Below are 12,123 nucleotides of genomic sequence, written 5' to 3'. Positions count from 1 at the left end.
ATGGCTAACGAAAAAAAACTATCGCATAAATTGCAAAGATACGCTGGGAAAATTCAGCAAAATCGCTATATGAGCGCTATATCAAATGGACTGATGTCCACCCTTCCTTTTTTGATTATTGGAGCATTTTCGACGCTTTTCTCCGCACTTGCCTGGGAGCCTTACCAGAACCTCATCGCACCCATCAAGGGTATTATCGGATTAGGATCGACGATGACAACTGGCATCGTCGCCCTCTATGCAGTCTTCTTCATTGCCTACAGACTGGCGCAAGCTTTTGACAAGGACCCACTGGTTCCCGCAGCAACGGCACTGCTCTCGTTTCTTATTTTGACGCCGATCCAAACATTCGATAAAGTCCGGGCGCTTCCACTTCAGTGGCTCGGTGCGCAGGGTTTGTTTGTCGCCATGTTGGTTGGCTTGCTCGCTTCCCGATTGTATATCTGGATTGTCGATCGCAACTGGACCATTAAAATGCCCGAAGGAGTACCGCCTACCGTTGTCAAAACATTCTCAGGATTAATTCCGGCGATACTCGTAGCTATGGTATTCGTTATCGTTTCCGGTCTATTCATGCATACGTCATTCGGTACGGTCCATGAGTTTATTTATACCTATCTGCAAGTGCCACTGGAAGGACTGGGTGGATCACTGGGGGCTATGATTGTCGCCCTCATCATTATGCAGGTGCTCTGGATGTTCGGAATCCACGGTGCAATCGTAACGCTTGCCATCGTCAAACCGATCTGGATGAGCCTGGATCTTGCCAATCTCGACGCTTTCCAGGCGGGAGCTCCGCTACCGAACATTATCGGGCTGGCTTTCTGGTATATCTTCTCAAACTATGCGCCGATGCTGGGCTTCGCTCTCCTGCTGGTCTTCTTGGCCAAGAGCAAGCAATTACGCACGATTGGCAAGCTCGGCCTTCCGGGGACTTTCTTCTCGATTCACGAGCCACTCAATTTCGGAATTCCAGTTGTTTTGAATCCGCTCCTGGCTATTCCGTTTATCAGTTCTCCTATCGTCTGCGCCGTCCTCGGTTATTTTGCGACAACTGCGGGCTTGCTGCCTGCGCCCATCGGAATTTACCCGGCATTTGGCACTCCGATTTTTGCTCTGGGCTTTATTGAGGGGAGCTGGAGACTTGCAGTTGCACAGCTTTTGCTCATTCCCGTTTGTATGCTGATTTACTATCCGTTCTTTAGAACGCTTGATAAACAAGCGTTGAACAGGGAACGCGAAGCACAGGAGAAGTCAGAGCAGGAGGGAACGGCTGGAGCCCAAGCTAGTATCGTTACTTCATAAATGAGCAATAAAAGGGAAAGCGGCGAACTGTTCGCCGTTTTCTGTCATTACAGCAATAAGGGGGATGCCATATGATAAAGCTTGGCATAGCGGAGAATAAACGTTACTTTGTCAATGAAGGAGTTCCATTTTTCTATCTGGCGGATACCGTCTGGAGCGCATTTACCAACATCTCACTGGAGGAATGGGCTGATTATCTTGACTACAGAAGTAGCCAGGGGTTTAATGTTCTGCAAATCAATTTGCTGCGGCAGTGGGATGCCAGCGGCAGTGATTTGGATTACGAACCGTTCGAACGGATTGAGGACGGGAGCTACGATTTTTATTCGCTGAATCCAGACTATTTTGACAGGGCGGAGACAATGGTCGAGATGGCGGTGAGCAAGGGATTTGTACCCGCGCTTGTTTTGCTTTGGTGCAATTATATCCCGGATACATGGGCGGCCAAGCTTCGTGATGAGAAAAAGATGCCTCTGGAGGCGGTAGAACCGTATGTGCGTTACGCGGCAGACCGATTCTCAAAGTATCACCCTATCTATATTGTGAGCGGGGATACCGACTTCCCGTCAGAGCGAGCGAACGAGTATTACCGCACCACACTTCACGTTGTGAAGACACATAGTCCGGAGTGTTTGACTACTCTCCACATTCAGGGGAGACTGGCGGATCTGCCGGATGAGTTCATTAACGATCCTAATTTGGACTTTTACATGTACCAATCAGGTCACAATTCGCAGTTTCAGTCCAAGGCCTACACCTTGGCGTTGGACTTCTACAACAAGCGGGTAACACGGCCTGTGCTAAACTCGGAACCTTGCTACGAGATGATGGGATACAGCCGGAGAGAATACGGTCGTTTCGGCCGTGCCGACGTGCGTAAAGCTGCATGGCAAAGTCTTTTGTCCGGTGCGGAAGCCGGCGTAACCTACGGAGCACATGGAATATGGAGCTGGCACAAAAAAGGGAAACGCTTTGGAGTTACCGGGGAAGGTTTTGATAGCCCCTATGAATGGCAGGCTGCCCTTAAATTTGAGGGAGCGTGGGATTATGGATTCGCGAAGTGGCTGTTCCAGATGTACGGACTGGTAGATTTGCAGCCTTGGAACATAGTACTTAAAAACACGGAAGAGATTCGAGTTGCCTCAACCAGAGGCTTCGAAAAAATTGCTATTTATGTGCCGGTGAACACGGTCCTGAAGCTAGACGCCGATCTCAGAGAATATGACTTTACGATTATCGACCTGGAATACCGCCGATTTGCAGCAGCTTCGGTAGCGTTTCGGGGCAATGTAACGGTTATTGATATGCATAATTTTGAGGGGGATGTCATCGTGATTGGCGTTAAAGATAAGAATTGAGCGTTCGGGCAATCTTCATCCAAATCTCTGTTAGATTTCGCTTGCAACCTTTCCATCCTGAACTACGTCAAAGAGGTTGTTAATGGCCAGGCGGCCTAATTCAACTACAAGGTGGAACTTGACATGAACATGAGAAAAAGTGCATTTGCAGCCATTACAACTGTAGCCATTTTGTCCTTCTCCGTTGGAGGTCAAATGTCTGCGGCAGACCGTCAATTCAAGGATTTGGACAACGTAAGCGGCAAAGAAAAAATTATATCCCTTAAAGATCAGGGTCTGCTCAAAGGTGCCTCTGACACGCAGTTTCTCCCGTCATCTAAAGTCACCGCTGCCCAGGGCATTCAGTTGATCTCCGGCGGACTCCAGCTCAGTTTGGCCGCTATTGATTTTAATAAGGCGCCACAGGCCAGCGGACTGTTTACCCATGTTAAGGATACTGCATGGTATGCCGAAGCCTTTATCAACGCTCATTATAATGGTGTGGTTATTCCAAAGGATATCGTTCCTTCAAAAACCCTGACTAAGGAAGAGTTCACCCACATGCTGATTCAGGGCATGGAAAAAGCAGGCGCTCTTCCGATGATTAAAATCGCACCTGCGAATATTGCGGATGACAGCGAACTGGAGCCTTCTTACCAAGGTAGCATTCAACGCTCGCTAGTCTACAAGGTCAATACCTTGGATGCAAGTGAAAAGTTTCATCCAAAAAGCGAGATTACACGTGCCGAAGCTGCTGTTATGTTATATAATGCATTGGAATACCTGAATGCTCATACAAAATCGTAATAAATACAGCAATAAAGAGCTTTTCTTCTGAGGGAATTAAGCTTTCAGTTACTTGACATCATTATCGTTAATGTTATAATAAGGAAATCGAATTTAGACCTGCGGTAGCTGATTACCGTAAGGATATTTTCCTGGTCCTTCGGCATATAACACAGGTAACGAATAAATAAGCTGGCTCCGGATGAGGAGTTCAGCTTATTTTTTTGGATCAAAAAGCTTACCGTTTTCACAGATCTACATATTGAGAGGAGACAGGGGTATGTTTGGAAATGACTGGGATGATGTACTACGAGAAGAGGTCGAAAAGCCATACTTTAATGAATTAAGGTATACGTTAGCCCGAGAGTACAAGTTACATAAGGTATATCCTCCAAAAGAAGACTTGTTTTCCGCACTTAAATTAACGCCATTTCATCTGACCAAAGCGGTTATATTGGGACAGGACCCCTATCATGGAGAGGGACAAGCCCACGGCTTGAGCTTTTCCGTAAGACCAGGTGTGCGTACACCGCCGTCTCTGCAAAATATATATAAAGAGTTGCGTGATGATATTGGCACTCCTATTCCCAATCAAGGATACCTCGTTCCTTGGGCTGAGCAAGGTGTGCTGCTGCTAAACAACGTGTTAACCGTGCGTGAAGGACAACCGCAATCTCACCAGGGAATAGGTTGGGAACGTTTCACGGATGCTGTCATTGAAGCGATTAATGAACGTGAGCAGCCAGCAGTGTTTATTTTGTGGGGAAGCCATGCTCAGAAAAAAGCAAGCTTCGTGAATACCAGCAAGCATTTGGTGCTGAAATCCGTTCATCCAAGCCCATTGGCGGCTCACAGAGGCTTTTTTGGCAGCAAGCCTTTTTCGCGTACCAATGCATTTTTGCAGGAGCATGGAATGGAGCCTATTCGGTGGGAGATTCCTAACCGCTAGCACTGGAGGTGAGGACATGCGTCAGTGGAAGGGACGTCAGGTCATTTTATATCACGGCAACAACGGTCATACCCAGAAGGTGCGCGGCACGCTTGAAAAATGGGATGATATACGAAAGTGTGTTATTTTAGGCCCGAAAATGCTGGCTATTCCTTTTGAAAATATTACGCATATTACCATGCTTCCTCCGGGGCGTGAACGTAGAAGCCGCCATCCGGCGAAGCTGAACGCTATCGGTTATGTAATGAGCGTTCCGTTACAGTTTGATAATGCCATTCATTTTCAGTCGGCGGTGACGATTTGGAGAGAGGATCAGCTGATTGCTTATAATGTAAAGCTGGTTAGCCACTCGGCACACGATGTAATTCTTGAAGATGGACAAACCTTATCTAAAGAAGAGCATTTGTTTGTAGTAAGGTCACTACGTGGAGAACTTTAACTGTAATTATTCACCTTTTTTTGATGAAGGGTTCAATTTAGTTAGCTGCTAACCGATAAAAGTAATGGGATTGTTAATTATATCCTATTTTATAGAGATGAAACTAAGGGAGAGAAACGAATGGAGCGTATGAAACGTATGAGCAAACGGAGTACCTTCTTACTTGCTTTGCTGATGTTTGTATTTGCAGCATGGCCAGCGGGTTTGATCCGGGCTGAGGAGAGCACGACTTCCACGGTACAGTGGGACAGTCAAAATCCGACTACATTGAATCTGGGTGGAAGCCCCGCTCAATTAAAAGTGTGGTCATTGACAGAAAAGGGCAAAGAAGATGTTACACAAAAAGCAGAATGGATCTCTGGGGATTCAAGCATTTTAAAGGTAGATAAGGGACTCATTACTCCTGTGTCAAAAGGGCAGATTAAGATTGTTGCCACATATGAGCAGCAAACGGTAAGTACAACGATTACAGTAAAATCGCCTTACAGCAAGCTGCAATTAAATCCGTCTAGTCCCATTAATTTGACGATTGGTGGAGAATCAAAGCAATTGACTGCTCAAGGTGTACTTACTGGAGGTGGGACGGAAAATGTATCCGGTGTCGAATGGACTTCTTCGAATGCGGCTGTTGCTACCGTTGAAGATGGTCTGGTTCGTCCACTTGCCAAAGGCGTGACTTACATTAAAGCAAGCAAAGATGAACTCAAAGCACAAACGATTGTGTATGTGCGTTCTTCTTCTCAGGCGTTAGTATTGAGTGCAACTGGGGCCAAATCGGTCTTTCTGGGTAGCTCCCCAATTCAGGTTAGTGCAACCGATGTCAACCTGACTGGCGGCAAAACAGATGTAACCAACACGGCAGAATGGACTTCCTCCAATCCGCTGGTTGCCACAGTCGAGCAAGGTGAAATCACACCAATGGATGCAGGCAATTCGACGATTACAGCGTCCTATCACGGTTTGAGCAAGACTCTGAAGATTAATGTACTTCCAACGGTTGAAAAACTGGTTTCGAGCAAAGCCAGTCTGACTCTCGAAACAGGAGGCAAAACTTCTCTTCCGAGTATATCTGCTTATTTGGTCAATGGGGCTAAAAAAGCAGTTCAATCCGATGTAAAATGGAGCTTAAGCAGTGAAAGTGCAGTTAAAATAGCAAATGGTAAGCTGATTGCAGTGAACCCAGGCAGTGCAACATTGACAGCAACGGTAGGTGCACTCAAACTGGATATTCCAGTGACTGTGCAATACAAAGTGCTCAAGCTGACCGCTTCTGAGAAAAAATATGTATTGGTTGCAGGCCAAGAAGCAAGTATTCCGACAGTAAAAGCACACATGGCTGGTGGCGGAATCCTGGATGTTACCAGTCAGGTAAGCTGGGTAGGTACAACAGCCGCAGTTACAGTAACAAATGGTAAAGTAAAAGCGGTGAGTGGCGGTAACTCTGGAATCAAGGCTATGTATATGAACAAATATGTGAAAGTACCTGTCATTGTGGAAGGAGCCATTTCTACATTGACACCAAGCTTTTCGAGTGCTGATATGAATTTGAAAGGAAGTAAGTCCCTCAAAGTCATCGGCATATATACGGATGGTAAAAAAGCTACGCTGAGCAGTAAAGTGAAATGGACATCATCGAATGCTTCCGTAGCGATCGTAAAAGGCTCTTCCATTAAAGCCGTTGGAATTGGAACAGCAACGATTACGGGCACATATCAGGATAAGTCGTTTAACGTTGAGATCAAGGTCACACCTAAGCTGCTCAAACTGGTATTGAGCAATAAAAACCTGAAGCTGCCTAAAGGCTCCTCTCAAGTGCTTAGTGTGAATGCAGTTTATGATTCAGGCGCTACTACCAATGTGACAAGCTCAGCGGTATGGACATCTTCCAAACCGTCGATCGTACAGGTTACTGGCGGTCAGGTGAAGGCGATTGATACCGGAAGTTCCAGTATCAAAGTAGTCTATGGTGGTAAGACTGTAGCGACATCGGCCAGAGTGTTAAAATAGTCTACGTATATTGCCACATCCACTTATACAAAATAACCCCCGGTCCAAAGACCGGGGGTTATTTTCAGCTTATTCTACGCCGTCCTGATAATGATTTTTCCAGTGCTTATCGCCTTTGTGTGCGAAGTCTTCAACTGTCTTTTCCAAAGTAGCTACCAGTTGGGCTTTAATCTCAGAAATTGTGTCTCGGAACAGTCTTTCTTCCGTACCATTGATTTTTTCACCATATAGAGCCTGAGCGGCTATAAATTGACGATGTTGCTCCACAAAACTGTCAATCGAATGCAATGCATGCTCCACGTATTGGGAAATGCTATGATGCTCGTTAGGCAGTTGCAATTTTAATTCATGAACTCTGTTTAATAATGCCATGATGATCACCTCGTGCGTTTTGTTATGTCAATAATTATACATCATTTTCGGAAAACTTTCATTAAATTTTGATTAAAATGTGACTTTTATTATGTCATGATTGCATTTTCACTGGTGATCAGGCCTAATTTTCGGAATTATTTCATTCTTTCCTTTGTGTCGTGATTTTAAAATTTAATATATATGACACGAAGATGATATAAGAGCAAGCTGCGACAGCTGTCTTTCTGACATGTTATAATGGGGGAAAAGCCCAGTAGGAAAGGTTGTCAGTATGGTATGAAGCTTTTTAAAGGTTTATTTTGGGGGATTCTGATCAGTCTTCTCCTGTGGTGTGCCTTGTTTGGGCTTGTCCGCTGGATGTCTCATTAAGTCGCTTCCTGTATCTTATACAATAACTCTTGCGACTGTATCCACGTCATTAACGGAAATCGTATATACGTGTTCGTCATCATAGAGCTTGAATTGCTGAGTTTCTTGGTCAGATAGGAGCTTAGGCCAGCCAATTACGGTACTTCCATTCAGTAATCGGATTACAACGGCTTGCATTTGGCTCACGGCCAGTTTGATCTCATCGTTCATTCGTACAACCTCCTCTCTATACTATTTGTCGTCGAATATTCAACCTTTTTTTATAGTCAGTAAGGGGTTACAAAAAATAAAATCCAGGGATTACCTTAGTTGAAGGCATCTACTGGAATAGCTTGAAGGGAAGAGGGAAATTGAAGAAAAAATTGCTAAGTTTTATAGCTTTAGTGCTGCTAGCTTTGGGCGCGTACTGGTTTGAAGGAGGCAATCTTCTTACAAAAATGACAGGAGAGAACCCGCCTTCATCGGCTCAGGTTACGCTGCAATTCCCGTCAGGTCGTTACCCTGAAACGGCGCAGCATATTAAGGAAGCCATTCAGGCGGGAAAATCACCGGTATGCACAATTGACCGTGAAGGAGCCGAGCAAAATCGCAAGCATTCGCTTGCAGGTGTTCCCACTCGTAAAGGATACGATCGTGACGAATGGCCGATGGCTATGTGCTCAGAAGGTGGCAAAGGTGCAAATATCAAATACATAGCCCCTAAGGATAATCGTGGGGCAGGATCATGGGTCAGTCACCAATTGGATGAGTATGAGGATGGAACTCGTGTGAAATTTGTTGTGAAATAGTGCTATTACTTTTTATTACCTTGCGCTGTTTCCTGTCTGGCCTTAATCAACGCCAGAAAATCAAAAAAATCACCTAGTGTATTGAAGCCGGCACCTAAAATGGCCAAGTCTTCAGCGGATAGTTGGTTAAACCATTCCATTTGCTTAGCATCAAACATATTATCACCGCCAACCATTGATAATGTATAGTATGTACTGACGGCAACGAAGGTCAGGGCTCTGGCATACCATTTAAGTATGCTTGTTTTTTGTGCAGAGGATGTGTAGAACTCATGTTTAAATTTAATTTTTATACTAAAATCGTCTCCATCGTTATCGTATTGCTTATACCTATGCTGATCCTGTATGTCTATTCTAATCAGACAACGACAGGTGTATTACGTGAGGAGCTGAATCAATCTAATTATAATCAGCTGACTTTTTTTCAAAACCAGGTGAATACGAATATTGAAATGATTTCCTCCTGGCCGCATCTGCTGATTCATGATCCCGATGTAGCCAGTTTTCAAGCGATTTTTTTGAAGGACAAGGTTCTCAATCTGGATGGAATTAACCTTGTCAAACGGATCCAAACCAAGCTTGGGCTTCAGGAAAGCTCTTCTAATTGGAGAACCGGGCTGAGTATCTATTCTCCTTCGCTTGGACGGGTTGTATCGGAGAATGGAGCAGGTTTATATGACCAGAAAAAACTAAATCAGCTGATAAAGGACGGCTGGCAGGTATCCAAAAAAAGATCATACGGGAAAGACCAATTTATATTTTCATTGTATACATTATCCCCGTTTTCTTCACTTGGTAATCCAGAAACCGCTAACACGATTATTAAGGTTGAATTTGACAGCAGTAATATTCAGGACATGCTTGACCGTTTCAAAGGTGATGGTCGAAAGGAGCCTTTTTATTATAAGAAAGGCGTAGGAGTGATCTTTAATCGTACTGCAAATGAAGAGCTGTCTGGAAAGCTGATTTCTAAATTGGAAAAAATGGGACTCCATGAGGTTGATAATCTGACCGTGAAAATTGGAGAAGAAAGCTACCTGGTACATGCCGTTCTTTCGCAAACGACTGGTTGGTATTTGATTGATTACATGCCTTTGTCCGATATGATGTCTCCAATTTACTCATCGAATCGACTGTTTTATATAACTGTTGTTGGCTCGCTGCTGGTAGGCTTGATTGGCGCTTACTTGCTTCATTCACAGGTACAAGTGCCGATTCTTCAGCTTGTGCGGGCATTTCGGAGACTAAAGGATGGGGACTATGCTGTTCGATTAAGTCTAAGGGGGAGTCACGAGTTTGCTTTCCTGTCTAGTCAATTTAATCTGATGGTCGAACAGATTCAGGAGCTGTTTGAGAAGGTGTATGTTGAGCAGCTGCATGTCAAGGAAGCGCGACTAAAGCAACTCCAATCACAAATCAATCCGCATTTTTTTTATAATTGTTTTTCGTTTATTACAAGTATGGCAAAGCTGCGCAATCATGAGGCGGTTGTAGCCATGGCCCATAATTTATCCAGGTATTATCGGTATACGACAAGACAGGAGCGGGATTTGGTTCCATTGTCAGAGGAAGTCGAGTTTGTTCAATATTATTTGAACATACAGCAGATGCGTATGCCAAGGCTAACGTTCTTAATTCATGTTTCATCACAAGCCAGCAGTCTACTGATTCCGCCGCTTGTAGTGCAGCCACTGGTGGAAAATGCGGTGCTGCACGGGATAGAGCCTCAAGCGGAGGATGGTATAATTCATATTTTAACCGAGCGTGTTGGCTCGTATATGTACCTGATTGTGGATGATAACGGACTCGGTTTGAGTAGAGAGGCTATAACTGCCCTGACGTCAACGCTTGACAAGCCTGTGGAAGAGGATCATGGATACGGTTTGTGGAATGTGCATCAACGCATGCGATTACATTTTGGGGAAGATGCAGGACTGGAATTCTCTTTGTCTCCATTGGGAGGATTGCGTGCAGTTTTAAAATGGTCGATCTCAACAGAAGGAGAGCATGCGAATGGTTTAATTGAGCCTTCGCCAAATTCGAATATAGTTAAAACGGAGGGACCAGATGGTTCAGATATTACTAGTAGATGATGAGAGTTATGTAACAGAAAGTCTGGCAGCTACCATTCCGTGGGAGACGCTAGGCATCGAGAGGGTTCATCAAGCGGCTTCCGCATTAGCAGCGGTGGATGTGCTGGAAGCGTACGATATTGATATTCTGGTTACGGATATTCGTATGCCTGGCATGACGGGACTGGAGTTGATTGTTGAGGTAAACGAACGATGGCCACATATCCGAAGTTTGTTACTGACAGGCTATGCCGATTTTGAATATGCTAAAAAAGCGCTCCAGCTTAAGGCTTTTGATTACATTTTAAAGCCGGTGGATGATGAAGAGTTTATCAAATGTGTGTCAGCTGCCATGGATTCGCTAAAGGAAGAATGGGAAGCATTTGACAAGGTTCATCAATTACAATATAGCCGCAGAAACGATTTTGGTGTACTGCGGACCCATTTGATGCATGATTTGCTACTCGGGCGTGATTTGCCAGTACCAAAAATAGAGAGCAAAATGTCTGAGTACGAAATCAAGCTACGCACGGGACATCCTGCCAGTATGCTGCTTATTCAGCTAGGGAAGCATTTTTCTGATATGGACTATCATTCAGTCTCCTTAATTGAGTATGCGATTGGAAATATTGCCGAAGAAGTGTTCGCACCTGATTTTCACGTTTGGCATTGCAAAGCGCCGCATGACTGCTTAATTGTATTAATAGAAGGTAATTGGAATTCATTTCCTGAACGGAGCGCGGATGAGCAGAATCGTTTTTTGAGTGCGGCGATTGAGACCTTTCGAAAAAATGTGAGCAATTACTTGAAAGGGGAAATTTACGTTGCATTAACCGGATGGTTTAAGTTTCCAGAGGAACTGCCTAAGCTATATCAGACAGCAATTAGATCCTTATACTGGAACCATCAGGAGGAGACGGATACACTGCTATTCATAGAAGAACAGACAGAACAGCCACACAGCTCAGTTAAGTCACTGGAGGGGCTTTATATGCACCCTACGCTTACTCATCTGCTAGAGTCCAGGCAATGGGAAGAGGCCGAAGCGAAAGTGAACCGTGTATTTGGAAAAATGGAAGAGGTGGGATATACACGCGAACATTTATATGAGCTGTTTATTTCGGTGACGAGTGCCTTTATGTATACAGCGCACAAACAAGGACGTTTCATTACACAGATGGACCAAGTAGGCTTCGATCCGTTACATGCGCAGAAAATGGTTCATTCGTTTCCCCACCTCAAAGAGTGGATACTTTCCATGATGAACAAACTTAAATCTGAATGGTCCGCAAGCGAGCAAAGCGCTAAAAGCTATGTGGTCAAGCAAGTTCAGGAGCTCATCTCCCAGGATAAAGGTCAGGAGCTGTCTGTTAAGACGATTGCCGATCAGGTTTATCTTCATCCAGTCTATCTGTCTAAAATTTATAAAGCTGAAACCGGAGAAGGTTTGGGTGACTACATTATCCGAATGAGAATGGAGCGGGCTCTTTATTTGCTCAAATATTCCAACAAAAAAATATACGAAATTACGACGGAACTGGGCTATCAGAATCCCCAATATTTCAGTAAGATGTTCAAAAAGCATTACGGAATGACTCCGCATGAATTTCGGGACCAGTAAAATGAGATGAGTAAAGATCAGTTGGGAAAGGTGCAGAAATATTTATTTTGTGACATAGGCTGCGAAGAAAAGCCC

Annotated in this window: 12 protein-coding genes; 9 read left to right on the top strand and 3 right to left on the bottom strand. The window is 44.5% G+C overall.

All coding sequences use genetic code 11. The annotated features are described in order from the left end of the window. The 6 genes from NSS66_RS09770 to NSS66_RS09745 all read left to right on the top strand — a co-directional run bounded on the left by NSS66_RS09770 (window position 1) and on the right by NSS66_RS09745 (window position 6,823). Window positions 1-1,305, top strand: a complete 1,305-nt coding sequence (locus NSS66_RS09770; RefSeq protein ID WP_053325740.1) for a PTS sugar transporter subunit IIC — start codon at window positions 1-3, stop codon at window positions 1,303-1,305. Window positions 1,306-1,376: 71 nt separating this feature from the next. Next, window positions 1,377-2,663 carry an apiosidase-like domain-containing protein gene (locus tag NSS66_RS09765; protein ID WP_071558502.1) on the top strand — a complete coding sequence of 429 codons (1,287 nt, stop codon included), beginning with the start codon at window positions 1,377-1,379 and terminating at the stop codon, window positions 2,661-2,663. A 123-nt stretch (window positions 2,664-2,786) separates the two neighbouring features. Next, complete coding sequence (locus NSS66_RS09760) at window positions 2,787-3,449, top strand: S-layer homology domain-containing protein (RefSeq protein ID WP_340958843.1); 663 nt, start codon at window positions 2,787-2,789, stop codon at window positions 3,447-3,449. Window positions 3,450-3,708: 259 nt separating this feature from the next. Next, window positions 3,709-4,377 carry a uracil-DNA glycosylase gene (locus tag NSS66_RS09755; RefSeq protein ID WP_279832453.1) on the top strand — a complete coding sequence of 223 codons (669 nt, stop codon included), beginning with the start codon at window positions 3,709-3,711 and terminating at the stop codon, window positions 4,375-4,377. A 16-nt stretch (window positions 4,378-4,393) separates the two neighbouring features. Further along, on the top strand, window positions 4,394-4,816 hold the full coding sequence (locus tag NSS66_RS09750) for a hypothetical protein (protein WP_023989366.1): 423 nt from the start codon (window positions 4,394-4,396) through the stop codon (window positions 4,814-4,816). A gap of 120 nt (window positions 4,817-4,936) precedes the next feature. Continuing rightward, window positions 4,937-6,823 carry an Ig-like domain-containing protein gene (locus NSS66_RS09745; RefSeq protein ID WP_340958841.1) on the top strand — a complete coding sequence of 629 codons (1,887 nt, stop codon included), beginning with the start codon at window positions 4,937-4,939 and terminating at the stop codon, window positions 6,821-6,823. Window positions 6,824-6,892: 69 nt separating this feature from the next. Here the strand turns inward: NSS66_RS09745 and NSS66_RS09740 are convergent, their stop codons facing one another. Together NSS66_RS09740 and NSS66_RS09735 are read right to left on the bottom strand one after the other, a co-directional pair. Then, window positions 6,893-7,195: a hypothetical protein gene (locus NSS66_RS09740; RefSeq protein ID WP_013310964.1), complete on the bottom strand. Its 303-nt coding sequence runs from the start codon at window positions 7,193-7,195 to the stop codon at window positions 6,893-6,895. Between the two features lie 387 nt (window positions 7,196-7,582). Further along, a complete protein-coding gene (locus NSS66_RS09735; RefSeq protein WP_013310963.1) occupies window positions 7,583-7,777 on the bottom strand; it encodes a hypothetical protein in 195 nt (64 codons plus the stop codon). Between the two features lie 140 nt (window positions 7,778-7,917). Here NSS66_RS09735 and NSS66_RS09730 point away from each other — a divergent pair, with 140 nt between their 5' ends. Then, a complete protein-coding gene (locus tag NSS66_RS09730; protein WP_023989364.1) occupies window positions 7,918-8,355 on the top strand; it encodes a NucA/NucB deoxyribonuclease domain-containing protein in 438 nt (145 codons plus the stop codon). Window positions 8,356-8,360: 5 nt separating this feature from the next. On the opposite strand, the gene NSS66_RS09725 is transcribed toward NSS66_RS09730, so the two are convergent. Then, window positions 8,361-8,513, bottom strand: coding sequence for a hypothetical protein (locus NSS66_RS09725; protein ID WP_023989363.1), 153 nt, complete (start codon window positions 8,511-8,513; stop codon window positions 8,361-8,363). Window positions 8,514-8,627: 114 nt separating this feature from the next. Between NSS66_RS09725 and NSS66_RS09720 the strand changes: the two genes are divergently transcribed. After that, the gene (locus tag NSS66_RS09720; protein ID WP_068941464.1) at window positions 8,628-10,448 is read left to right on the top strand and encodes a sensor histidine kinase; all 1,821 of its coding nucleotides are present in this window, start codon (window positions 8,628-8,630) and stop codon (window positions 10,446-10,448) included. Beyond that, entirely contained in the window at window positions 10,423-12,048 is a 1,626-nt protein-coding gene (locus tag NSS66_RS09715; protein WP_258296858.1) for a response regulator transcription factor, read from the top strand. Before NSS66_RS09720 ends, NSS66_RS09715 begins: the two co-directional genes overlap by 26 nt. Window positions 12,049-12,123 lie beyond the last annotated feature (75 nt).

The organism is Paenibacillus sp. FSL R10-2748 (assembly GCF_038005565.1).
Lineage (GTDB): Bacteria > Bacillota > Bacilli > Paenibacillales > Paenibacillaceae > Paenibacillus > Paenibacillus polymyxa_B.
The sequence above is the reverse complement of the archived record's forward strand: the minus strand, read 5'-3'. Positions and strand labels throughout refer to the sequence as shown.

Bases quoted from the DNA above. Each gene is read 5' to 3' on its own strand.
- NSS66_RS09770 (WP_053325740.1), top strand. From the start codon at position 1: ATGGCTAACGAAAAAAAACTATCGCATAAATTGCAAAGATACGCTGGG.
- NSS66_RS09765 (WP_071558502.1), top strand. From the start codon at position 1,377: ATGATAAAGCTTGGCATAGCGGAGAATAAACGTTACTTTGTCAATGAA.
- NSS66_RS09760 (WP_340958843.1), top strand. From the start codon at position 2,787: ATGAACATGAGAAAAAGTGCATTTGCAGCCATTACAACTGTAGCCATT.
- NSS66_RS09755 (WP_279832453.1), top strand. From the start codon at position 3,709: ATGTTTGGAAATGACTGGGATGATGTACTACGAGAAGAGGTCGAAAAG.
- NSS66_RS09750 (WP_023989366.1), top strand. From the start codon at position 4,394: ATGCGTCAGTGGAAGGGACGTCAGGTCATTTTATATCACGGCAACAAC.
- NSS66_RS09745 (WP_340958841.1), top strand. From the start codon at position 4,937: ATGGAGCGTATGAAACGTATGAGCAAACGGAGTACCTTCTTACTTGCT.
- NSS66_RS09740 (WP_013310964.1), bottom strand. From the start codon at position 7,195: ATGGCATTATTAAACAGAGTTCATGAATTAAAATTGCAACTGCCTAAC.
- NSS66_RS09735 (WP_013310963.1), bottom strand. From the start codon at position 7,777: ATGAACGATGAGATCAAACTGGCCGTGAGCCAAATGCAAGCCGTTGTA.
- NSS66_RS09725 (WP_023989363.1), bottom strand. From the start codon at position 8,513: ATGTTTGATGCTAAGCAAATGGAATGGTTTAACCAACTATCCGCTGAA.
- NSS66_RS09720 (WP_068941464.1), top strand. From the start codon at position 8,628: ATGTTTAAATTTAATTTTTATACTAAAATCGTCTCCATCGTTATCGTA.
- NSS66_RS09715 (WP_258296858.1), top strand. From the start codon at position 10,423: ATGGTTCAGATATTACTAGTAGATGATGAGAGTTATGTAACAGAAAGT.